Genomic DNA, 23055 nt, shown 5'->3' with positions numbered 1-23055 from the left:
AGCTTTATTTTTTTTAATAAGAAAGGAATTGGTTATATGGACAAAAAGCAATTACGATGGTTCACCGTCGGGTTAATTGCCTTTAACATGGTCTGGGGTCTTGGAAATGTTGTGAATAATTATGCACAACAAGGGATTTCAGTGGTCACTTCATGGCTTTTGATTTTAGTTTTATATTTTATTCCCTATGCGTTAATCGTAGGACAGTTAGGTTCAACATTTAAAGACAGCAATGGTGGAGTTAGTTCGTGGGTGCAAAATACCAGTACTAAACGTCTAGCCTATTATGCAGCATGGACTTATTGGGTAGTGCACATTCCTTACTTGGCACAAAAACCACAAGCAATTTTAATTGCCTTAGGTTGGGCAGTTCAAGGGAATGGAAACTTAGTCAATACGATGCCAATCGTAACGGTATCATTTATTTCATTAATAATTTTCTTGGTTTTCTTGTTATTATCAACAAAAGGGTTAACCACCTTAAAAGTTATTGGTGGTTTAGCTGGAACCGCCATGTTTGTGATGTCTATTTTATTTATTTTATTAGCGGTAGGCGCACCATTTATTAATTCAACGGTTGAATTTGCGACGCCAAACATGTCACAAGTCAGCACCTACATTCCTAAATTTGACTTTAGTTATTTTACAACCGTATCAATGTTAGTTTTTGCGGTAGGTGGCGCTGAAAAAATTTCTCCTTACGTAAATGCAACTAAAAATCCAGCCAAAGAGTTCCCTAAAGGAATGATTTTCCTAGCAGCAATGGTTGGTTTATCGGCTGTTTTAGGTTCATTTGCAATGGGAATGTTATTCTCAAGTGACAATATTCCTAAAGATTTAATGGCAAATGGTGCCTATAGTGCCTTCCAAAAATTAGGCGCGTATTATGGTGTCGGTAATCTCTTAATGATTGTTTATGCGTTAACGAATACAGTGGGTCAAGTGGCTGCGTTAGCCTTTTCAATTGATGCTCCACTGAAAATTCTTTTAGCTGAAGCAGATCCAGAATTTGTTCCAAGTTGGTTACGTAAACGTACGAAAAAAGGTACGTTAATTAATGGTTACCTATTAACAGGTATTTTAGTAAGTATTATTATCGCTTTACCGATGTTTGGGTTGAAGGACATGAACGAAGTGGTTAAATGGCTAACTAACTTAAATTCTGTAGTTATGCCAATGCGTTACTTATGGGTCTTCTTTGCCTATATGCTTCTAAACAAAGCATACAAACAATTTAATTCAGAATATAAATTTGTTAAAAATCCTAAAATTGGTTTTGTGTTTGGTCTTTGGTGTTTCCTATTTACAGCCTTTGCTTGTATCCTAGGAATGGTGCCTAAATTTGAGTATGCTTCAGACCCTCAAGGCTGGTTGTTCCAATTAGCTTCTAACATTGTGACACCAATCGTCTTAATTCTATTAGGAATGATTTTACCAGCAATTGCACGTCGCGAGAAAAAAGACACGATTTTGCCAATTGATTCAGCAGAATAATTGGTTGCATGTTTCAAGGATAAAATAGTCAGTTTAAGTATTTTGCGTGAGATAAATGGTCAATAGGACTGTTTGTCTCACGTTTTTTTTCTGTCGATTTTTCTCTAAAATTTCTATGGTCTCTTAAAAATATGAGAAAATCAGAAGAATTTCTCCTGTATACTAAAAGTATCTATCATTAAAAAATGGTTATTAACGGAGAAAAAGGAAGTGAATCTCATGACTAAAACACTTGAAACACAACCAGAAGAGAAAACGGTCTTTCTTTGTAAAGAAACGAATCCAGATTTTTTAGGACGAGAAATTTATGCGGATAATGTTGAAACACCGTATAATTTTTACTTAATTCGCAAGCTTTATTTAGCGAAAGAGTACCAAAATTTAGCAGAAGGGGAACAATTTTTTGAGGCATTATGTGAAAGTTGGGATGAATCAGAACAGTTTGAAGAGTTAATTGTTAAAAAGATTTATGTCTATGTTGAAACGGAGTTAATGTACTACACTGTTTATTTTGGAAGCTTTGAGCCGACCACTCGTGACTTACGATTCGCACTGAAACAATGGATGTATGAAATACCGACAAATAAAAATAAAAAAACAGTCCGTATGAATGAAACCAATGTGCAAGTAGTGCCGCAAGAAAATCAATTAACGGAATTAGCTGGTGAAATTGCTGTCTTACGTGAAATGTTGACACTTTTAAAAGAAAATTTAGCCTCCTTAAATGAAGCCGTTAATCAAACGAGAAATCCCATCATTTCTAGACAAATAAAAACGATCCATTTGAAAAGAGCTTCTCCTGTGATAGCCGCAGAACAGGCATCGCTGAAAGTATCAGAGGATACTAATCTGGAACAACCAGACGTCAATCTATCGCCTGATAATCTGGAAAATCAAGAAGGTGAAACAACTGTAGCAACAAGTGAAGCAGTGCTTCCCGTTAACAAACTAGTACTTGAAGAACCAGCGAAAGAACCAGTGTTATCTGAACCAGCGCCAATTAAAGAAGCACAGCCAGAAAAAAAACAAGAAAACCAGCAGAGCACTGCGGCAAAACCTTTATTTACTTTTCCACAAGAAACAGAAAAAAGCTCGCTAAATTCAGTAAATAAGTCTGCCGAAAAAGAAGAGGAGCAGAAGCCAGAAAAAGAAGCTGTCTCTATGGAAAGTGAGAAAGAAAATTCATCAAGTCGGACAATTCCTGCGGACTTTCAACGACAATTGGACGAATTAGAAGAGGAAATTTATCGTCGCTTTATGAGTCGCCAGTTAGAGGATACTGATGGAAATCAAGCAGTACCGAAAATAACGATTGAAAAAAGACAGTTAGAAGCACAAATGTTTGAAGCAAAAGCATTCTCACAATCATTTAAACAAGTTCAAAAGAAAAAGGCAGGAGACGTGCGAATTTGCAATCAGTTAAGTTGTATGAAATTAGAAAAAGGATTAGATAAATTTTTAGACGAAGTTACAGAATATGTTGAAAAGCGGACACTATTTAATAAAAAGGTTCGTTGTCCGCTACCAGTAATCAGAGAATTGGAAGGCTATGGGCAATTAAACCAGTATATGCAGAAAATCCTTGACTGTTATTAATCGTTTATTTAGGAGAAGGTAAGACAAAACCGTTCAGTTTATCAGCTTTTAAGCCTGAAACAAAAATCACTTTGGATTTTTGTTTCAGGCTCTTTCTTATTATTTCTGGAAAAGATTTCAAGAGAATTTTTGAAATACTAGTGAAAATCCTATAAATTGTAGTATAATTTTCAAAGATGAATGAAAGGCGTGAAGTCATTGAAAGACAAACAAGTGTATGCAGTAGTTGACCTTGAAACGACTGGAACAGATCCTACAAGTGATCGGATCATTCAGTTTGGATGCGTTCTCGTTCAAGATGGAAAGATTATTGCGAACTTTGCGACAGATGTGAATCCCAATCAAGTAGTACCAAAACAAATTCAAAGTTTAACGGGGATTAGTAATACGCAAGTTCAAAAAGCGCCTTATTTTGAAGATGTAGCACATACAATTTATCATTATCTGGAAGATACTATTTTTGTGGCGCATAACGTCCACTTTGATTATAATTTTTTAGCTCGTGAACTGGTACGGTGTGGCACGCCGCCACTTACTATTCCAGCCATTGATACAGTGGAATTGGCACAGATTTTTTTACCGACAGAAAAAAGTTTCCGTTTAAGTGATTTGTCGGAAAGCTTAGGTTTGTCTCATGAGAATCCCCATCAAGCAGATAGTGATGCGCAGGTTACAGCCGAACTTTTGTTATTAATTCAAGAAAAAATGAAATCTTTACCATTAGTCACTATGGAAAAAATTGCGGAATTAAGTCAACAGACAGCGCGGGAAACCAGTACTTTTATTCAACAAACGTATGAACAAATGAAAAAACAAGTCACACCATTAAATCCAGCTTATCAAGTGGTCAGTGGCATTGCTTTACGCAAAAAAGAAGTTCCTCTTTTTGAAGAAACGTTCTATCAGACTAGTACGTATCCCAAAACTAAAAAAGCCAAAGAAAAACTGTTTGGCGAACGTTTCGCTTATCGTGCGGAACAGAGTCGGATGATGAATTTAGTCTATGATCATTTTACAGAAGGAACGACAAAAGATTTATTTATTGAAGCGGCGACTGGAACGGGAAAAACATTAGGCTATCTGTTGCCGATGAGCTATTTAGCAACGCCAGAAAAACCAGTCATCATTTCAACAGTTTCGATTGTTTTACAAAATCAATTAGTGGAAAAAGATTTACCATTAGCCAATCAAATCTGCCAAGGGAAATTACGAGGCATTGTTATTAAAAGCCATCGACACTATCTTGATTTACAACGCTTTAAGGCAACGTTGAATCAGCCAACTCCGCAAAAACAATACGCTCTTTATCAAATGGGCGTTCTCGTCTGGTTGCTAGAAACAGAAACGGGCGATTTAGATGAACTACAATTGACGAATTTAAATCATTTATTCTGGAAAGAAGTTACACATCGCGGATTGGATTTTCTTTCAAAAAAAGATGAACTTTATGAAGTTGACTTTTTAAGACATCTGTATAAAAAAGTCGCTCAAAGTAACGTGTTGATTGTTAATCATGCATTTTTGGCGCAAGAGTCGCTAAGAAAACAACCGTTATTACCTGAAAGTCCGTGGCTAATTATTGATGAAGCACATCATTTACCAGACATCGCTAGTCGGATGGCGAGCGAACGAGTGAACAGCGTGATACTAAAAAAACAAGTCACGCATTTTATTGAAAAAGAACAACTTTTTGTTGCTTTACAGCAAATTTTTCAACAGTTTTCTGAAGAGCAGCGGCTTGTAAAAATTTATCAGCAAGGTTTACTGGATTTTGTGGATGAATGGCAAGATTTTCTTTTTGAACTGCATCGTTTATTTAGTAAAACGCAGAAGCGAATAGACCATCAGGAGTTGCTTTTAACCAAAGAACGTATTGATTATTTATCTGCTGCGGGAGAAAAACATAGTCAAACGCTCCAGCTTTTACTGCAGGAGCTGTTGACTATTCAAAGTAAGTTACAGCAAACAATTATGAGTCAGTTGGAAACCTTTAGTTTGGCTGATCGCATCGTTTTTGTTCGCTTGTTTCAATTTTTTGATGAAATTGAACGTATTCATCACTGTTTTACCATTTATCTTGATGATTGGCGTCCACGTTGGGTAAAAGAATATTTACCACAAAATGAAGACCATGGCTTGATTGAAATTCATGACTTAGAAGCTAGTTTGCTTCCTGAAACAAAGTGGTATCCGCGGTATGAACGAATTATTTATACAAGCGGCACATTGAAGTTTGGCAACAATAAAAAGTATTTACCGCAACGGTTAGGTTTAACAGAGGTGACGTTCAAAACCCTGCCAACGCCATATAACTATGCAGAAAATGCGCGAGTCTATGTACCGGAAGAAGCAGTAGCCATTCAAAATGCCTCTTCCTATGAAATGGGTCAATACATTTCAGATACCATTGAAAAATTGATGGCGCAAGAGGAACGTTCGATGTTGGTTCTTTTTACTTCGCATGAATTATTGTCCACCGTGTATCATCAAGTCCAGCCGAGATTATTGGAAAAAGGACAAGAGGTCCTCGCCCAAGGGATTAGCGGCAGTCGTGAAAAAATTCTTAAACGGTTCTCTAATGGAAAACCAAATGTCTTGCTAGGAGCCGATAGCTTTTGGGAAGGTGTGGACTTACCAGGAACAGCTTTACAGTTATTGATAGTCACGCGTTTACCTTTTGAAAACCCGAAACGACCACTTGTGCAAGCAAAATATGCGTATTTAGAAGCAGAAGGGATACAACCATTTGCTCAAGAAGCGGTACCGAAAGCAGCCTTACGTTTGCGACAAGCACTGGGCCGTTTAATCCGTTCTGAAGAAGACAGAGGGGCATTGCTGATTCTGGATCGTCGTTTAGTCACTGCAAAATATGGCAAACGATTAATCAAAGCGTTTCCTAAGGGACTCTCAGTAAAAGAAGCGCCCATGCCTGAAATTTTAGAAGAATTAAAGGAATTTTTAAACAAATAATCGATTATTTTTAGGTCATATTTGTGAAAGGCCGCTATTTTTCTGCTATAATAAGACCCAGTAAGTTTAGAGAGGATGGAAGGATTTTTGGAGGAATTAGAAGAAAAGAAAGAGAAGAAACGGATTACTGTCCTTTTAACCCTATTGGCAATCCTTTTAGCAATTCTTGTAACAATAATTATCTTTTTTGTACGAACCAATCAACCAATGGCTCAAGCCAAAAAAGAAGCAACCGCAATTGCCAAAACTTCTGCTAATTTAGAAACAGTTGATAAATTTTACTGGTTTACACGCAAAAATACGTATTTTACTTTAACCGGCAAAAATGATAAAGGCACAGAGATTGTCGTGATTGTCCCTAAATCGGGAGAAAAAGTCACGGTCTTAAATCAAAAAGATGGTCAAACTGAACAACAAATAACAGACATTGTTGCTAAAGCCCATCCCGATGAATCGGTGATGAAAGCTACGTTAGGGCTTTATGATAAGCGCCCTGCATGGGAAGTGGTCACCGAAAATGATCAAGGAGTACTAACATATTATCTTATGAGCTTTGATAAAGGCGAAGAGATCAACGTTGTCAAAGATATTTAATTTAGATAGGTTTTGATGAAAGTGGGAGTGAAAGGTGTATGAACGTATCAAATCGAGCACAGCAATTGACTCCTTCTGTTACATTAGCAGCTGCCGCCAAGGCGAAAGCATTAAAAGCAAAAGGTGTAGATGTTTTAAGCTTAACGGTTGGGGAACCAGATTTTGTAACCCCGAAAAATATTCAAAAAGCAGCAATTGCTTCAATTGAGGATGGAAGAGCAAGTTATTACACACCTTCTGGCGGCATTCCTGAATTAAAGCAAGCAATTGTCTCTTATGTGGAACGAGAATATCAACTTCGTTATCAACCCAAGCAAGTTATTGTGACAGATGGTGCCAAATATGCGCTGTATCTATTATTTCAAGCCATTTTGAACGTTGGGGACGAAGTGATTATCCCTGTCCCTTATTGGGTAAGTTATGGTGAACAAGTCAAATTAGCAGAAGGCAAGCCAGTATTTGTATCAAGCACGCAAGAGCAATCATTTAAAGTGTCAGTCGCACAATTAGAAGCTGTACGAACGGACAAAACAAAAGCAATCATTTTAAATTCACCATCTAACCCAACTGGTGTTATTTATACGGAAGAAGAATTACGCCAAATTGGTGAATGGGCAGTTGCTCATAATATCCTCATTATTGCAGATGATATTTATGGTCGTTTGGTGTACAATGGACATCGGTTCACACCAATTGCAACCATCTCAGAAGCAATTCGTCAACAGACAATCATTATTAATGGTGTTTCCAAAACATATGCAATGACAGGCTGGCGCATTGGTTTTGCAGTCGGTGATGAAAAAATTATTCAAGCAATGACACAACTCGCTTCACAATCCACCAGTAATCCAGTCGCAGTTAGCCAATATGCGGCAATTGAGGCTTTAACAGGTGAACAGTCGACAGTTGAAGACATGCGTCAGGCCTTTGAAAAACGCCTGAATCATATCTATCCAAAAGTAGCAGCTTTGCCAGGTGTTTCGCTAATAAAACCTGAAGGCGCCTTTTATCTATTCCCGAATGTCAAAAAAACGTTAGAAATTTGTGGGTATGATAACGTGACTAACTGGGTGGAAGATTTATTACAAGAAGCGCATGTTGCTCTGGTAACGGGAGAGGGCTTTGGTGCACCAGAACATGTGCGGATGAGCTATGCGACAGATTTAATGACGTTAGAAAAAGCGATTGAGCGAATGAATGACTTTATAGAAAAGAAACGAATTCAGCACAACGCCTAAAAGAATAAACTAAGAAATGAACGGAGAGACAAACGTGGAACAAATTCAAATTATTGATTCAAGCAAACATGTTGGAGAAACAGTAAAAATTGGCGCTTGGATTGCTAACAAACGCTCAAGCGGGAAAATTGCCTTTTTACAATTACGTGACGGGACAGCCTTTTTCCAAGGTGTCGTGTTCAAACCAAACTTCATTGAAGCCTTTGGTGAAGAAGCTGGTACAGAAAAATTCCAAGAAATTAAACATTTATCACAAGAAACAGCAGTCATGGTTACTGGTGTTATCAAAGAAGATAGCCGTTCTAAATTCGGCTATGAAATGGATATCACTGATTTAGAAGTCGTTGGCGCTTCAGAAGATTACCCAATTACGCCGAAAGAACACGGCACAGATTTCTTAATGGATCATCGTCATTTATGGTTACGTTCAAGCAAACAACATGCGATCATGTTAGTTCGTAACGAAATTATTCGTGCTACTTACGAGTTCTTTAACGAACAAGGATTCATTAAAATTGATAGCCCAATTTTAACAGGCTCAGCACCAGAAGGCACAACAGAATTATTTGAAACAGATTACTTCGGACAACCAGCATTCTTATCACAAACAGGTCAATTATATGCAGAAGCTGGTGCGATGGCATTTGGAAAAGTCTTTACTTTTGGACCAACTTTCCGTGCGGAAAAATCCAAAACTCGTCGTCACTTAACGGAATTCTGGATGATTGAACCAGAAATGGCATACACAACTCATGAAGAATCACTAGATATTCAAGAAGCCTACGTAAAACATTTAATTAAATCGGTATTGAAAAATCAACAATATCCATTGGATGTTTTAGAACGTGATACAGCGTTACTGGAAAAATATGTTTCGGAGCCATTCAAACGTATTACTTACGATGATGCGATTGAGTTATTACAAAAAGAAGAAGCAAACAATGATTATGATCACATTGAATGGGGCGAAGACTTTGGTAGCCCACATGAAACCTTTATTTCAAATTACTATGGCGTTCCAACATTCATTTTAAATTATCCAAAAGCAATTAAAGCCTTCTATATGAAACCACATCCAACACGTGAAGATGTTGTAATTTGTGCCGATTTAATTGCACCAGAAGGTTATGGTGAAATTATCGGTGGTTCAGAGCGTGCAACTGATTATGATTATTTGAAAGAAAAAGTAGCTGAGTTTGGCTTATCAGAAGAAGAGTACAGCTGGTATTTAGATTTACGTAAATACGGTTCTGTGCCACATTCTGGCTTCGGATTAGGTTTAGAACGTGCTGTTACGTTCATTACTGGTAATGAACACATTCGTGAAGCGATTCCGTTCCCACGTATGTTAAACCGTATTTATCCATAGAGAACAAATAAAAAAGAGAACTTCAGCAAAAGCCGAAGTTCTTTTTTTAATTCTGCCATAATTTTTGCATCTGGTCCAAAATATCAATGACTTCTGTCGTGAAAAATAAGGAGCGGTTGGGTTGTGTACCTTTGATTGCTTCAACCATATTGTAGATTTCATAATTCATGGCTTCAGCTGAGTACCCAGAAACGATGGTCTCAACCGTACCGTCATTGTAGTGAACAATCGCTTCATCTGCACGTGGATAATCTGTAATGGTAATATAGGCATCTTCAAAAGCAACAATTCCTTGCTTTGGCATTTTTGCTTGGAATGTTAATGAAATAGTAGCCAACTCATTTTCTTTATTCCGAAGCAATGTCACCGATTGTTCATCAACGCCAGTAGAGAAAGGAACCATGCTAGAAGCTAAAACGTCTGGCTGTGAGCTGAGAAACCAACGAGCAAACGAAACCGCATAAGTACCAATATCTAACAATGCGCCGCCTGCTAAGTCAGGATTAAAAAAGCGATTTTTAGGATCGGGTTCTTTGTAACTTCCAAATGGTGCTTGAATCATTTTTAACTGACCAAATTTGCCAGCATCCATCAAGCGACGTAATTCGTCGTATAGTGGCATGTTAAAAATAGTCATGGCTTCTGCTAAAATAAGGTCATTTTTTTCTGCAACTGCCAAGGCTTGTTTTAATTCTGCCGCGTTCATCGTAATAGCTTTTTCACACAACACATGTTTTCCGGCCTGGAGCGCTTTTAAAATGTGTTCAGCATGTTGTTTATTTGGCACTGCTATATAGACAACATCGATTGTTTCATCTGCTAGCAATTCTTCATAAGAACCATAGGCTTTAGGGATTGAATAATCAGCGGCAAATTGTTCTGCTTTAGACAATGTCCGTGAAGCAACAGCTGCAAGTTGGCTAGTTTCTTGTTTAAACGTTGAAGCAAATTCGTGGGCAATCCCACCTAATCCTACGATGCCCCATTGATATAATTTTTTTGTCAAAAGAAGTCCTCCTAATCTATGCAATTTCTTCAAATCTTCTTCATTATTTATTATACTGTAAACAAGAGAAATTAGAAAACAAGGACAATTTTGTAAATATGATAAAATCCAGAGATAAAAAGATGCTTTTTTTAGAGAATTTCAGTAAAATAGAAAATGGAGGCGAATGATTATGCATCAAGTTTATGTAGATATTATTGTTGACGCAATTATTGAACAGTACCAAACAGAAGAAAATTTTTACTCCGCTTATCAAATTCAAGCAGCCGATTGGCAAGCTTGGAAAGAAGGCCAATTTGGTTTGGACAATGAAGTCATGCAAAAAATTAAGAATTTGTTTACGGATTATGAGTGGATGCTGACTCAAAAAATACTCCGCCAAACCATCTTATTTCCGGAAAAACGTAACCTAGCTGTTTCGGAATATAAACGGTTAAAAACAACAATTGCCAAAAAATGGCTACAATCTGATTTGGGCGTTGTAGAATTGATTCCTAACAATAAACAGGAACAAGAAATTGCTGCTGGTTATATTGATTTGAAAGTGACGCTGGCCTATGGCGAATGGGGTTTTGATGACATTATTACATTCCGGTTACCAGCTACGATTCAACGACAATTGGAAGGTTCAAAAGTTGAATTATTAGATTGGGTCAATGAAAATCTGATGGATACTTACGTAGGTGAATAACGAATAGGAAGGATGGTCTTTTGAAATACACAATTGCTGGGATTTTATCTGTGATTATTATGTTTGGTGCGGTAATTTTTGTCTTTTTTGGCAAAAAGCCAGTTGAAGAATCTGTTCACACATCAACTGAAACAACAGTGAAATCATCCACTAAAATTTCTGAAAGTAGTACAGTTTCTTCAACTGCTACCACTGAATCAAGTACTGAAATCACGAGCGTAAGCAGTGATGAAAGTTGATAATTTTCTGTGAAAATGATACAATTATTCGGTTATAGTAACAAATGAAATCAATCACGAAAGTGAAAGATAGTGAAACATTTTATCGGAAAATAAAAGATGAAGTGGGGAATTAATGAAGTGAGCAACTATCAGAAAAAAAGAAAAAAGCAGCTGAATTTGCCAAAGTTATTCTTAGGCGTAGTTGTCGTCGGTTTGGCCTTTGTCTTTTCGTTATCTGTCCTTTCTGATTCAGATAAGGGACAAAGCGAGTCAGTCAATCGCCAAAATGAAAACATCTCAAAAGAAGAATTTGTTGCTGAAATCACACCGTATGCACGTGAATTACAAGAATCTTACGGGGTATTACCAAGTATTATTATGGGGCAAGCAGTTTTAGAATCAAATTTTGGACAAAGTCAATTAGCATCGAAATATAACAATCTTTTTGGGATTAAAGCATATGGCAATCAACCAAAAGTCAATTTAGAAACAAAAGAGTATGTCAATGAGGTCTGGATTACGATTCAGGGTGATTTTCGAGTTTATGACAATTGGGAAGAATCCATGCGAGATCATACCAAGTTATTTGTTGATGGGGTCGATTGGGATCCAAATTTATATGAAAAAGTCTTGTTAGCCAAAAATTATAAAGAGGCTGCACAAGCGCTTCAAGATGCTGGATACGCAACGGATCCTACATACGCTGATAAGATCATTCATGTAATTGAAGAATACAATTTAAATAAATACGACCGTTAAGCATGGAGGAACGATGACAATGAGCGAAAAGTGGATTCCAGAAATTATGACGCCGCTGAAACAAGATATTGTAAAAATGCCAGAGATTATTCGGCAAGCCAGTGGCATTAAAATTTTTGGCCGTAAAATAAAATCAATTATTTTTACGACAGATATTGCGATTATCCGCAATACGGATGCACAGGCAGTGATTGCTGTATATCCTTTTACACCGCATCCAGCGATTACAAAAGGCATTATTGAAGCAGCGGATATTCCTGTCTTTTCAGGAGTCGGCGGCGGTTTAACGCAAGGCATGCGTTCTGCTTATATGAGTTTATTTGCAGAAGCACAAGGCTCAATGGGTGTCGTTTTGAATGGTCCTACACCAATTGAAACAATTAAAATGGTGGATGAAGCAATCGATATTCCTATTATCAGTACAGTAACTTCTATTCATACACCAATTGATGAAAAACTTGCGGCTGGCGTGGATATGATTAATATCAGTGCAGGAAAAGACACTGCAGCCACCGTACGCTATTTCCGTGGCAAGTATCCAGAATTACCGATTATTGCAACAGGAGGACCAACTGAATCGAGTATTCATGAAACCATTATCGCCGGAGCGAATGCTATTACATATACGCCCCCTAGTAACGGTGAATTATTCAGCAAAAAAATGAAAAAATATCGTGAACAAGAAAAAGCAACCGATGAAGAATAAAAAACGCTTTGGCAGTCTATCCTGCCAAAGCGTTTTTGGCTATTTAATGTTCGCTTTTACGGAACAATGGAAGAATGAACCAATTATTTGAAAATTCTAATGAAAAAAAGTTGTTAAACCATTGAAAGTTAGAGATTTTTGTACTATCCTAGAGAAACATAGAAGCTTGTATAAGGTCAAAATACGGTTGACCGTCTCTACCCAGCACCGTAAATGCTGGTCTATAAGTGAAGAAGAGCGGATAGCCCTTTTTTGCTTTGGCAAAATGGGCTTTTTTCTTTTGTTAGAACACGAATATAAATAGCACTTTGTTTTATTTCGTTCGTTTTTAACGAACCGTCCTTTCCTCAGGATGAGAACAAAGCATCTATCGAAAAATAAGTAAAGGAGTTCATATTGTGAAGGAATTAGTCGAACGTATTAAAAATGATGGCCGTGTATTAGGTGAAGGTGTTTTAAAAGTAGATAGTTTTATTACGCACCAAGTGGATCCAGAATTAATGGAGGCTATGGGTAATCGTTTTGCTGAGGTTTTCGCAGAAGCAGGCATTACCAAAGTAATTACAATTGAAGCATCAGGAATCGCTCCTGCCTTATACGCAGCGCAAAAATTAGGTGTGCCAATGATCTTCGCTCGTAAGGCAAAAAGTTTAACCATGGATGAAGAGCTCTTAACGGCTTCAGTTTATTCATTTACAAAACAAGTGACAAGTCAAATTTCCATTTCAAGAAAATTTTTATCTGATGCTGATAAAGTGTTGATTATTGATGACTTTTTAGCTAACGGACAAGCTGCCAAAGGGTTGGTAGAATTATGCCAACAGGCTGGTGCAAAGGTTGAAGGAATTGGTATCGTAATTGAAAAATCATTCCAAGATGGTCGTCAGTTATTAGAAGACATGGGCTTAAATGTAGTCTCTTTAGCACGTATTGCTTCATTAAGTGAAGGAACGGTGACGTTTTTAGAGGAGGATGCATAATCTTGGAAACAAAACAATTGAATACACCACAACAGACGGAAACACCAAATGGGAAAGCCGCCGTTTTAGGATTGCAACATTTATTAGCGATGTATGCTGGAGCAGTTGCCGTACCTTTATTAATCGGAACCGGCTTGAATTTTGATTCGCAACAAATGACGTATTTGATTTCAATCGATATTTTTATGTGCGGCGTTGCGACACTTTTACAATTAACGGTGAATAAGTTTTTTGGGATTGGCTTGCCAGTCGTTTTAGGTTGTGCCATTCAAGCAGTTGCGCCTTTAATCATGATTGGTACGAACAAAGGGGTTGGTGCAATTTACGGTTCAATTATTGCTTCGGGCATTTTTGTCGTTCTTATTGCAGGATTTTTCTCAAAAATTAAACGTCTATTTCCGCCTTTAGTCACCGGCACAGTCATTACAGTTATTGGTTTGACCTTAATTCCTGTTGCTGTTGAAAAAATGGGTGGCGGCTTAGCAACGGACAAAAGTTTTGGTGATCCTAAAAACTTGCTCCTCGCATTTGTAACAATTGCCTTAATCATTGTTGTGCAAGTTTGGGGACGTGGCTTTATCAAGTCAATTGCCGTGTTAATCGGCCTAGTCGGTGGCACAATTTTAGCTGCGTTTCTGGGATTAGTGGATTTATCTCCTGTTGGTCAAGCTACGTGGTTTCATTTTCCACAGCCATTTTATTTTGGCAAACCAACGTTTGATCTTTCTTCTATTGTGTTGATGATTATTATTTCAATTGTTAGTATGGTTGAATCAACAGGTGTTTATTTTGCCTTAGGAGATATTACAGGGAAGAAAATTGGCGAAGATGATTTACGTCGTGGGTATCATGCAGAAGGTTTAGCCGTCATTTTAGGGGGGATTTTTAATACGTTTCCTTATACAGGTTTCTCTCAAAATGTCGGGTTAGTTCAATTATCTGGGATCAAAACACGTCGACCAATTTATTTTTCTGCTTTTTTCTTAATTATTTTAGGCTTATTACCAAAAATTGGTGCGATGGCCCAAATTATCCCAGAGCCGGTTTTAGGCGGCGGAATGCTGGTTATGTTTGGAATGGTGGCTGTCCAAGGAATGCGCATGTTGTCAAAAGTTGACTACTCAAATGACAAAAATTTATTAATTATTGCCATCTCGATTGGCTTTGGTTTAGGCTTTAATATTATGCCGACGCTCTTTAATAAAGTACCAGAAACTGTTAGCATGTTTACTGGTAATGGAATTGTCATGAGCAGCATTACCGCAATTATTTTAAATCTTTTATTCAATGGTTTAAAAGAAACCTCAGAAAGTAACGAATAGTTTCAAAAAAGTATGATAGATAAGGTCAGGTGGCTTTTCTTTCATACTTTTTTGACCTAATCATCGTTTAGAAAAATTTAATGTTTTCATCAATCTGAAGAGAAAAAGAGAAAAAAGCTTGGTTACAAAGAGACGAGTAGTAAGTTACCGCTGTTTTATCCTAAAGTATGTTAATAAATTCTGATGAGAAAACCTAATGGAAACACTGCTGGCACTTGAAGTTGGGCCTTTTTCCTTGTATCATGTAAAAAGAGCACTCTTAAAGGCTAGACTGCGACGAGAAACCGCAGAAGGATTTTAAGGATAAAACTGTGATGGAAAGTTGTGATGAACTTGGATAAACCACTATTACCTGGTCAAGTGATTGGTATCATTGGTGGCGGACATTTAGCAAAAATGATGGCCCTTAGTGCAAGAGAAATGGGGTTTCGAGTGGGTGTGCTAGATCCACAAATTGATTGTCCTGCTGCACAAGTTGCCGATTGGCAATTATTAGGAGCATATAATGATCCTGAAGCGTTAGAGAAATTGGCAAAACGTGCCCAAGTGATTACGTATGAATTTGAACATGCAGATGTTGATGCGTTAACAGCGATTCAACATTTAGCGAATATACCACAAGGAACAGACATTTTAGCGATTACGCAAGATCGTTTAATGGAAAAAAGTTTCTTGGAAGATAATAATATTGTAATTGCACCTTATGCAACGATTGTTAGTCCGACTGATATTCAAGAAGCAATTGATGGCATTGGTTATCCGTGTATCTTGAAGAATACGCGAGGGGAAGGTCGTTATGTACTACATAGTACTTCAGACTTAGCGCCATCCATGAATCTTCTGAGAGAAGGAACCTGTGTCTTGGAAGCTTGGATTCCTTACGAAAAAGAATTATCTGTTCTGATTTCTGGTAATGGTCGTGGCGAATTTGCGACATTTCCAGTTGTGGAAACAATTAAAAAAGAGCGTAAGCTACATGAAACGATTGCGCCAGCCCGAATTGATGACGAAGTCAGTGGCGAGTTGCAACGAATTGCTAAGGTGATTGCTAAAGCAGTTGGTTTAGTCGGCACCCTTTCAATTGAAATGTTTTATACAGAAACAGGCGGGATTTATGTAAATAAAATTTTACCTCGTCCAGAAGATGCTGGGAATTTTTCAATAGATGCTTGTTCTTTTAGCCAATATGATACGCATATTCGTGGTTTATGTAATTGGCCAATGCCAACGATTCAACTGTTGTCAGAAGCGGTTACGGTCAATGTGCTTGGGAATGAAGCCTATGAAACGATGGACATTATTAATGAACATCCAGATTGGCATTTCCACTATTATGGCCACAGTGAAGCAAAAGCGCAACGAGCGATGGGGCATATTACTATATTAACCAAAGAAATCGATGAAACACTGGAAGAAATTAAAGAAACAAAGATTTGGTCGTAATTATTTTTCAAAAATTGAGGAGTAAAGAGGGGATAAGGCACAATGATTGATCGTTATACAAGACCCGAAATGGGCGCAATTTGGACAGATGAGAACCGCTACAAGGCATGGCTAGAAGTTGAAATTTTGGCGGATGAAGCTTGGGCAGAACTTGGCGAGATTCCTAAAGAAGATGTACAAAAAATCCGAGAAAATGCATCATTTGATGTTGCACGTATTTTAGAAATTGAAGCAGAAACACGTCATGATGTTGTCGCTTTTACTCGTGCCGTTTCAGAAACGCTTGGTGAAGAGCGAAAATGGGTACACTATGGGTTAACCAGCACAGATGTTGTGGATACTGCCTATGGTTATCTATTGAAACAGGCGAATGATATTTTACGGAAAGATTTACAAACATTTACGGAGATTGTCGGAGCCAAAGCCAAAGAGTATAAACATACGGTCATGATGGGAAGAACGCATGGCGTTCATGCAGAACCGACTACATTTGGTTTGAAATTAGCGTTGTGGTATTCTGAAATGAAACGCAACATTGAACGTTTTGAACATGCAGCCAAAGGTGTCGAAGCGGGTAAAATCAGTGGAGCCGTAGGTACCTTTGCCAATATTTCACCATTTGTTGAAGAATATGTTTGCGAACATTTGGGGATCCGTGCTCAAGAGATTTCGACACAAGTTTTACCACGTGATTTACATGCAGAATATGTTTCTGCCATGGCATTAATTGCGACAAGTATTGAAAAATTTGCAACAGAAATTCGTGGTCTACAAAAATCAGAAACACGTGAAGTAGAAGAATTTTTTGCAAAAGGACAAAAAGGATCTTCGGCAATGCCGCATAAACGGAATCCAATTGGTTCTGAAAATATGACTGGTTTGGCACGTGTGATTCGTGGTCATGTCATTACTGCCTTTGAAAATGTGAGTTTATGGCATGAACGAGATATTTCTCACTCGTCTGCTGAACGGATTATTATTCCCGATACGACGATTTTACTAAATTACATGTTGAATCGTTTTGGTAATATTGTCAAAAACTTAACGGTCTTCCCAGAAAATATGAAACGTAACATGGATGCGACCTATGGTCTAATTTACAGCCAACGTGTCTTGTTAAAATTGATTGATCATGGCATGACACGTGAAGAAGCGTATGATCTGGTCCAACCAAAAACAGCTTACGCATGGGATCATCAAACGGCGTTCCGTCCGTTGCTAGATGCGGATGAAAAAATTACTTCTGTCTTATCAAAAGAAGAGCTAGATGATGCCTTTGATTACCATTATCATTTAAAAAATGTTGACACGATTTTTGAACGTGTTGGTTTAGGATAACAAGAAAGCGAGAAGAAGGATGATTCTTCTCGCTTTTCTCTTATAATGTTATAAACTGAAGGATTAAAAAACAAACGTATTGTTAAATACGTTTGTTTTTTTCTATACTTTTTTCGATTTATCCTTTATAATGTAACTTAAATAGTTACATTAACTATTTAATGCAAACAAAGGAGGAGAAGTATGGATAAACAACAGCGAGGCATTCAAGTGATTAGAATTTGGCTAGGGGTGACGATGCTAATTCATGGAGTGATGAAAGTAACGTCATTGGAAGATGCTTTAGCGTTTTTTGCTAGTATTGGTTTGCCAAGTCTTTTTGTTTATGGTGTAGCAGCAATTGAATTAATTGGTGGATTATTTATGATTATTGGCTTTTTAATTCCTTTGGTATCAGTAGGATTCATAGCAGTTTTAGTCGGAGCTATTTTTTCTTTTGGTTTGGCAAGTGGTTTTAGTGGTTATGAGTACGAATTATTTTTAGCGATAACCAGTTTGGCTATTTTGATTAGCTATGCCGATAAAAAGTATCTTACGTTAAAACTTTATTTTTAATAAATCAAAGCAATAAAGAGTTGGTCAAACTAGTTGTGATTGCGAAAAAAGCCCTAAAACAGTGATATTTAGTTGTTTTAGGTTTTTTTTATCAAAAAGGTCAAAAAAGGTCAATTTATTTGTTGACCTTTACTGACCAATGGGGTATAATAAATTTATAAGGTTTACGAATACCTTAACTTTTGAAGAAATCCATCAAAAGTCGGATAATAATAATTGTAAAGAATGTTAAAATAAAAAAGAGAAAACAATAAACGGGAGGGATCGTTTATGAATATTGAAAAAATGACAACCACGCTTCAAGAGGCGATTGCTGAAGCTCAAAAAGTTGCGGTGACACGGCAACATCAAGAAATTGATATCGCACATTTATGGAAAATTTTTCTTCAACCAAACCATTTTGGGCGTAATTTTTACACAGATGCTGGTTTAGATGTTGACGCATTTGAACGAGAAGTAGATAACGCGTTAGATGAATATCCAAGTGTGGCAGGCGGTAATGTACAATATGGTCAAAATTTAAGTCAAAATTTGTTCCATTTATTGCAAGAAGCTGATTCACTTCGAGAAGAATTCCAAGATGAATTTTTATCAACCGAAATTGTACTTTTAGCTTTAATGAAATTGAAAAATTATCGTTTAACAAAATATTTAATGCAACAAGGCATTACGGAAAAAGAGTTAAGAAAAAATATTGAAGAGATGAGAGGAGGAGATCGTGTGACTTCTCAAAACCAGGAAGAACAATATAAAGCACTAGAAAAATACGGTGTTGACTTAGTACAACAAGTAAAAGCAGGAAAACAAGATCCAATCATTGGTCGTGACGAAGAAATTCGTGACGTTATTCGGATTTTATCAAGAAAAACTAAAAATAATCCAGTCTTAATTGGTGAACCAGGTGTTGGTAAAACAGCGATTGTTGAAGGATTAGCACAACGAATCGTTCGTAAAGATGTTCCCGAAAACTTAAAAGATAAAACCATTTTTTCTTTAGATATGGGTGCCTTAATTGCGGGAGCAAAATTCCGTGGCGAATTTGAAGAACGGTTAAAAGCTGTTTTAAAAGAAGTGAAAAAAAGTGATGGCAAAATCATTTTATTCATTGATGAAATTCATAATATCGTCGGAGCTGGTAAAACTGAAGGCAGTATGGACGCCGGGAATTTATTAAAACCGATGCTAGCACGTGGTGAATTGCATTTAATCGGTGCCACAACGCTTGATGAATATCGCCAATATATGGAAAAAGATAAAGCCTTAGAACGTCGTTTCCAAAAAGTATTAGTCAAAGAACCAACAGTAGAAGATACAATTTCTATTTTGCGTGGCTTAAAAGAACGATTTGAAATTCACCACGGCGTGAATATTCATGACAATGCTTTAGTTGCTGCCGCTACTTTATCCGATCGCTATATTACTGATCGTTTCTTACCAGATAAAGCGATTGACTTAGTCGATGAAGCAAGCGCAACGATTCGAGTGGAAATGAATTCGATGCCAACAGAGCTCGATCAAGTAACACGTCGGTTAATGCAACTAGAAATTGAAGAAGCGGCCTTGAAAAAAGAATCAGATGATGCAAGTAAAAAACGGTTAGCCAACTTGCAAGAAGAATTAGCAGATTTGCGTGAAGAAGCCAACTCAATGAAAATGCAATGGGAAACGGAAAAAGAAGAAGTTAATGCGGTTTCCAACAAACGTGCAGAGATTGATAAAGCAAAACACGAATTAGAAGATGCTGAAAATAATTATGATTTAGAACGAGCTGCTGTTTTGCGTCATGGAACAATTCCACAATTAGAACATGAATTGAAAGAATTGGAAGAAAAGAACGCTAAAGATAACGTCAAAATGGTACAAGAATCGGTTACTGAAAACGAAATTGCGCAAGTGGTCGGTCGTTTAACCGGCATTCCTGTGACAAAATTAGTTGAAGGCGAACGAGAAAAATTAATGAAACTGAATGAAACATTACACAAACGTGTGATTGGTCAAGATGAAGCCGTCGATGCTGTTAGTGATGCGGTGATTCGTTCAAGAGCAGGCTTACAAGATCCAAATCGCCCACTCGGTTCGTTCCTTTTCCTAGGACCAACTGGTGTTGGTAAAACAGAACTTGCTAAAGCTTTAGCTGAAGATTTGTTTGATTCTGAAGATCATATGGTACGGATTGACATGAGTGAATACATGGAAAAACATGCCGTGTCTCGTTTGGTTGGTGCCCCTCCAGGCTATATTGGTTATGAAGAAGGTGGCCAGTTAACAGAAGCTGTTCGTCGAAACCCTTATACAATTGTCTTATTAGACGAAATTGAAAAAGCGCACCCAGATGTCTTTAATATCTTATTACAAGTTTTAGATGATGGTCGTTTGACAGATTCTAAAGGTCGGGTCGTTGATTTTAAAAATACGGTTTTAATTATGACAAGCAACATCGGCTCTCAGCTTTTATTGGAAGGTGTGACACCTGAAGGAACAATTCCAGAAGAAGTTGAAAATCAAGTCATGAATATTCTAAAAGGACACTTTAAACCAGAGTTCTTAAACAGAATTGATGATACCATTTTATTCACACCATTGAGCTTGGATAATGTGAAAGGAATCATTGGTAAAATGACCGCACAACTTGCTCATCGTTTAGAGCAACAAGAAATTGTGTTGGAAATCACTGATGAAGCTAAAACATGGATTGCTGAAAATGGGTATGAGCCAGCTTATGGAGCTCGTCCGTTAAAACGTTTCATTACTCGCGAAGTCGAAACACCATTAGCAAAAGAAATTGTTTCTGGACGAGTAATGCCAAAAACAAAAGTCACGATTAGTCTATTAGACAATCAATTAGTTTTTGAAAATGAACCGATAGAAGAAGTGTAAAAAAAAGAACGAGCGAATTCGCTCGTTCTTTTTTTTTATTATGACAATCGTTGCTTAATTTCTTCCAACAAGTCCTCTTCTGAAGAAACAACCCGACCATTCAATTTAATCAAACCAACTGTATAAAGGTTTAAATAATGGAATTGATTTTCAGCGACTTCGTTCAAAGCATCAAGCTTTTGGTGATTATCAGCACCTTGTTGGCGGCTGTCTGTGTAAAGGGCAACCACCGGGATTCCTTTGGCATAAGCAACACCAATTTCGGAAGCTACGCCCGCATCAATGGTTGGTCCGTCTAATAAAGCAACCAATAAGTCGCTAGCAAGGACGTTTTCTGTATCTGCTAAGGCAATCATTTTGCTATCGGCATAAGCAGATTTGTCGTTAATCGCCGCATTTTCTTGTGGTAAATAAAGATCGATTGTTTTATCCAATTGTCGAATTTGTTCGACTAAATAGGCATTATAACGTAAGTCAGCTTGCGAAAATAAAGGTCCTGCAAAATAAATTTTTGTCATTTGTCTGTCTCCAATCCAAGGGTTTAGAAATAATCACTAAAATAAGCTTCTTGGTCAGGAAAAATCCGTTCCAAAGAATTTAAAGTTTCTTTATCTGTATCAATGCGCTCAATTCGATGTAAGTACGAAGGGCGTCGGTAATTCATGACTAAACAAGTTAGTGTTTGAATATCTAAGTGAACGGCGGTGCCTAGAGGTTCATCCGTAATGGTTACTTGATCATTTTCATCCCAAATTAAGCCAAAAATACCATTATTCCACTCAGCAACAGGATCTTTAACGACAAAATGGAATGGCTTAGCTGTACTTTCAAAAGGAAAGTTTTCTAAAAAGGCTTTGACATCAACAATTCGCGCCATATAATAGGGCTCAATGCTTTCTTTAATTTGGCTGTCTTCTAAAAGAAAGGCTAATGGTTCGTTTTTATAGATATCGCCCTTGACCCAATAAACCATCGAAAAATGCGCAGTAATAAAATTCCACAAGCCATTTCGGGCTTCTTGGTTCAAGTAAAACATTTCCTTAATATGAAATACCTCATCGGCCACCCAATAGAAAAGTACTCCTAAAGGTTCTTGATTGGCACCATAATAGACAGCAGCAGTCCGTTCTTCCTCGTTTTCGAAACGCCAATATTCTTCCCAGTTGAAGGCACTACGAATGAGCGCGCCATGATTTTGACGAGCGAATCGCGCATAGACATCAAAGACATCTGGGTGATCGACAGCTAACCGTTCAATCATTCCCGGAACAGGAACGGTTTTTGGTAATTGCGTATCCCGAATTTTAAAAGATAACTTGTCGGACATGATTTCCCAACCTTTACGTCGGTAATAAGGAATGTTGTAAGGGAAAAGATAAGAAATCCACTGTTTATCTTGGCGCATTTCTTCTAATGCCGTTTGAATCAAGTCTTTCATTAAACCGTGGTTGGCATATTCAGGATAGGTACCGACACCAGTAACGCCGCCCATTTTATACAAAGCACCATGGATATTGACTTCGCATGGATAGATAGCAATTTGTGAAATTAATTGATTTTCGTGAAACCAGCCAAATACTTTTGAAAGTTCTAAAATCGGTTGTTTTGATTTGATAAATGCGCGTTTGTTTTCAAAACCACTTTCTTCAATATCTGCTTCAGTTACTTGAAAAACATAGGAAAGAAGTTCATTAAATTGATCAATGTGTTCTTCCTCAACAGGCTTTAAGGTCAGTTGCTTTCGAAATTCTTGTTCATCCATTTTTCCATCTCCAATAAATTTACTGTTTTTAGTATACCAAATTTTTCGAAACTCTGTTAGCCTTTCGAAACCAAAAGAATAAAAGGGAAGTGCTTTAAATCTTCTTCAAAAATTGGTATAATGAAAAGTGCTGA

At 37.3% G+C, this 23055-nt stretch carries 19 protein-coding genes and 1 riboswitch; of the genes, 16 read left to right on the top strand and 3 right to left on the bottom strand.

The window, feature by feature from the left end:
* The first annotated feature begins 36 nt into the window (after positions 1-36).
* The 6 genes from AB1I62_RS10800 (at position 37) to asnS (ending at position 9261) form a co-directional block, all read left to right on the top strand.
* The gene (locus AB1I62_RS10800; RefSeq protein ID WP_002356790.1) at positions 37-1494 is read left to right on the top strand and encodes an amino acid permease; all 1458 of its coding nucleotides are present in this window, start codon (positions 37-39) and stop codon (positions 1492-1494) included.
* A gap of 219 nt (positions 1495-1713) precedes the next feature.
* The gene (locus tag AB1I62_RS10795; RefSeq protein WP_002398038.1) at positions 1714-3090 is read left to right on the top strand and encodes a hypothetical protein; all 1377 of its coding nucleotides are present in this window, start codon (positions 1714-1716) and stop codon (positions 3088-3090) included.
* 180 nt (positions 3091-3270) lie between these two features.
* Positions 3271-6060: an ATP-dependent DNA helicase DinG gene (locus AB1I62_RS10790; protein WP_002362165.1), complete on the top strand. Its 2790-nt coding sequence runs from the start codon at positions 3271-3273 to the stop codon at positions 6058-6060.
* Positions 6061-6135: 75 nt separating this feature from the next.
* The gene (locus AB1I62_RS10785; protein WP_002382785.1) at positions 6136-6654 is read left to right on the top strand and encodes a DUF5590 domain-containing protein; all 519 of its coding nucleotides are present in this window, start codon (positions 6136-6138) and stop codon (positions 6652-6654) included.
* A 38-nt stretch (positions 6655-6692) separates the two neighbouring features.
* Positions 6693-7892 carry a pyridoxal phosphate-dependent aminotransferase gene (locus AB1I62_RS10780; RefSeq protein WP_002359774.1) on the top strand — a complete coding sequence of 400 codons (1200 nt, stop codon included), beginning with the start codon at positions 6693-6695 and terminating at the stop codon, positions 7890-7892.
* 16 nt (positions 7893-7908) lie between these two features.
* Complete coding sequence (gene asnS / locus AB1I62_RS10775; protein ID WP_048738003.1) at positions 7909-9261, top strand: asparagine--tRNA ligase; 1353 nt, start codon at positions 7909-7911, stop codon at positions 9259-9261.
* 46 nt (positions 9262-9307) lie between these two features.
* Here asnS and AB1I62_RS10770 read toward each other — a convergent pair whose 3' ends face one another.
* A complete protein-coding gene (locus tag AB1I62_RS10770; protein WP_002382786.1) occupies positions 9308-10267 on the bottom strand; it encodes a Gfo/Idh/MocA family oxidoreductase in 960 nt (319 codons plus the stop codon).
* 172 nt (positions 10268-10439) lie between these two features.
* On the opposite strand from AB1I62_RS10770, the gene AB1I62_RS10765 reads away from it, so the two are divergent.
* The 10 genes from AB1I62_RS10765 (at position 10440) to clpB (ending at position 21159) form a co-directional block, all read left to right on the top strand.
* Positions 10440-10958, top strand: coding sequence for a hypothetical protein (locus AB1I62_RS10765; RefSeq protein WP_002356797.1), 519 nt, complete (start codon positions 10440-10442; stop codon positions 10956-10958).
* Between the two features lie 59 nt (positions 10959-11017).
* Positions 11018-11197: a hypothetical protein gene (locus AB1I62_RS10760; protein ID WP_002384259.1), complete on the top strand. Its 180-nt coding sequence runs from the start codon at positions 11018-11020 to the stop codon at positions 11195-11197.
* A 99-nt stretch (positions 11198-11296) separates the two neighbouring features.
* Positions 11297-11938 carry a glycoside hydrolase family 73 protein gene (locus AB1I62_RS10755; RefSeq protein WP_002366997.1) on the top strand — a complete coding sequence of 214 codons (642 nt, stop codon included), beginning with the start codon at positions 11297-11299 and terminating at the stop codon, positions 11936-11938.
* Positions 11939-11957: 19 nt separating this feature from the next.
* Positions 11958-12644: a hydrolase gene (locus AB1I62_RS10750; RefSeq protein WP_002356802.1), complete on the top strand. Its 687-nt coding sequence runs from the start codon at positions 11958-11960 to the stop codon at positions 12642-12644.
* A gap of 146 nt (positions 12645-12790) precedes the next feature.
* Positions 12791-12888: riboswitch (purine riboswitch) on the top strand.
* A 154-nt stretch (positions 12889-13042) separates the two neighbouring features.
* Positions 13043-13624 carry a xanthine phosphoribosyltransferase gene (locus tag AB1I62_RS10745; protein ID WP_002356804.1) on the top strand — a complete coding sequence of 194 codons (582 nt, stop codon included), beginning with the start codon at positions 13043-13045 and terminating at the stop codon, positions 13622-13624.
* Between the two features lie 2 nt (positions 13625-13626).
* Complete coding sequence (locus tag AB1I62_RS10740; RefSeq protein WP_002382793.1) at positions 13627-14946, top strand: nucleobase:cation symporter-2 family protein; 1320 nt, start codon at positions 13627-13629, stop codon at positions 14944-14946.
* A 327-nt stretch (positions 14947-15273) separates the two neighbouring features.
* On the top strand, positions 15274-16389 hold the full coding sequence (gene purK, locus AB1I62_RS10735; protein WP_002382795.1) for a 5-(carboxyamino)imidazole ribonucleotide synthase: 1116 nt from the start codon (positions 15274-15276) through the stop codon (positions 16387-16389).
* Positions 16390-16431: 42 nt separating this feature from the next.
* Entirely contained in the window at positions 16432-17727 is a 1296-nt protein-coding gene (purB, locus tag AB1I62_RS10730) for an adenylosuccinate lyase (RefSeq protein ID WP_002356808.1), read from the top strand.
* A gap of 183 nt (positions 17728-17910) precedes the next feature.
* Complete coding sequence (locus AB1I62_RS10725) at positions 17911-18282, top strand: DoxX family protein (protein WP_002372129.1); 372 nt, start codon at positions 17911-17913, stop codon at positions 18280-18282.
* Positions 18283-18552: 270 nt separating this feature from the next.
* A complete protein-coding gene (gene clpB / locus AB1I62_RS10720) occupies positions 18553-21159 on the top strand; it encodes an ATP-dependent chaperone ClpB (protein WP_002362158.1) in 2607 nt (868 codons plus the stop codon).
* Between the two features lie 38 nt (positions 21160-21197).
* On the opposite strand, the gene AB1I62_RS10715 is transcribed toward clpB, so the two are convergent.
* Positions 21198-21677, bottom strand: a complete 480-nt coding sequence (locus tag AB1I62_RS10715) for a nucleoside 2-deoxyribosyltransferase (RefSeq protein WP_002362157.1) — start codon at positions 21675-21677, stop codon at positions 21198-21200.
* A 23-nt stretch (positions 21678-21700) separates the two neighbouring features.
* Positions 21701-22921, bottom strand: a complete 1221-nt coding sequence (locus tag AB1I62_RS10710; RefSeq protein ID WP_002356813.1) for a GNAT family N-acetyltransferase — start codon at positions 22919-22921, stop codon at positions 21701-21703.
* Positions 22922-23055: the final 134 nt, after the last annotated feature.

This window comes from Enterococcus sp. AN402 (genome assembly GCF_040719405.1).
Taxonomy (GTDB): domain Bacteria; phylum Bacillota; class Bacilli; order Lactobacillales; family Enterococcaceae; genus Enterococcus; species Enterococcus faecalis.
This window is presented reverse-complemented; position numbering and strand designations above follow the sequence as displayed.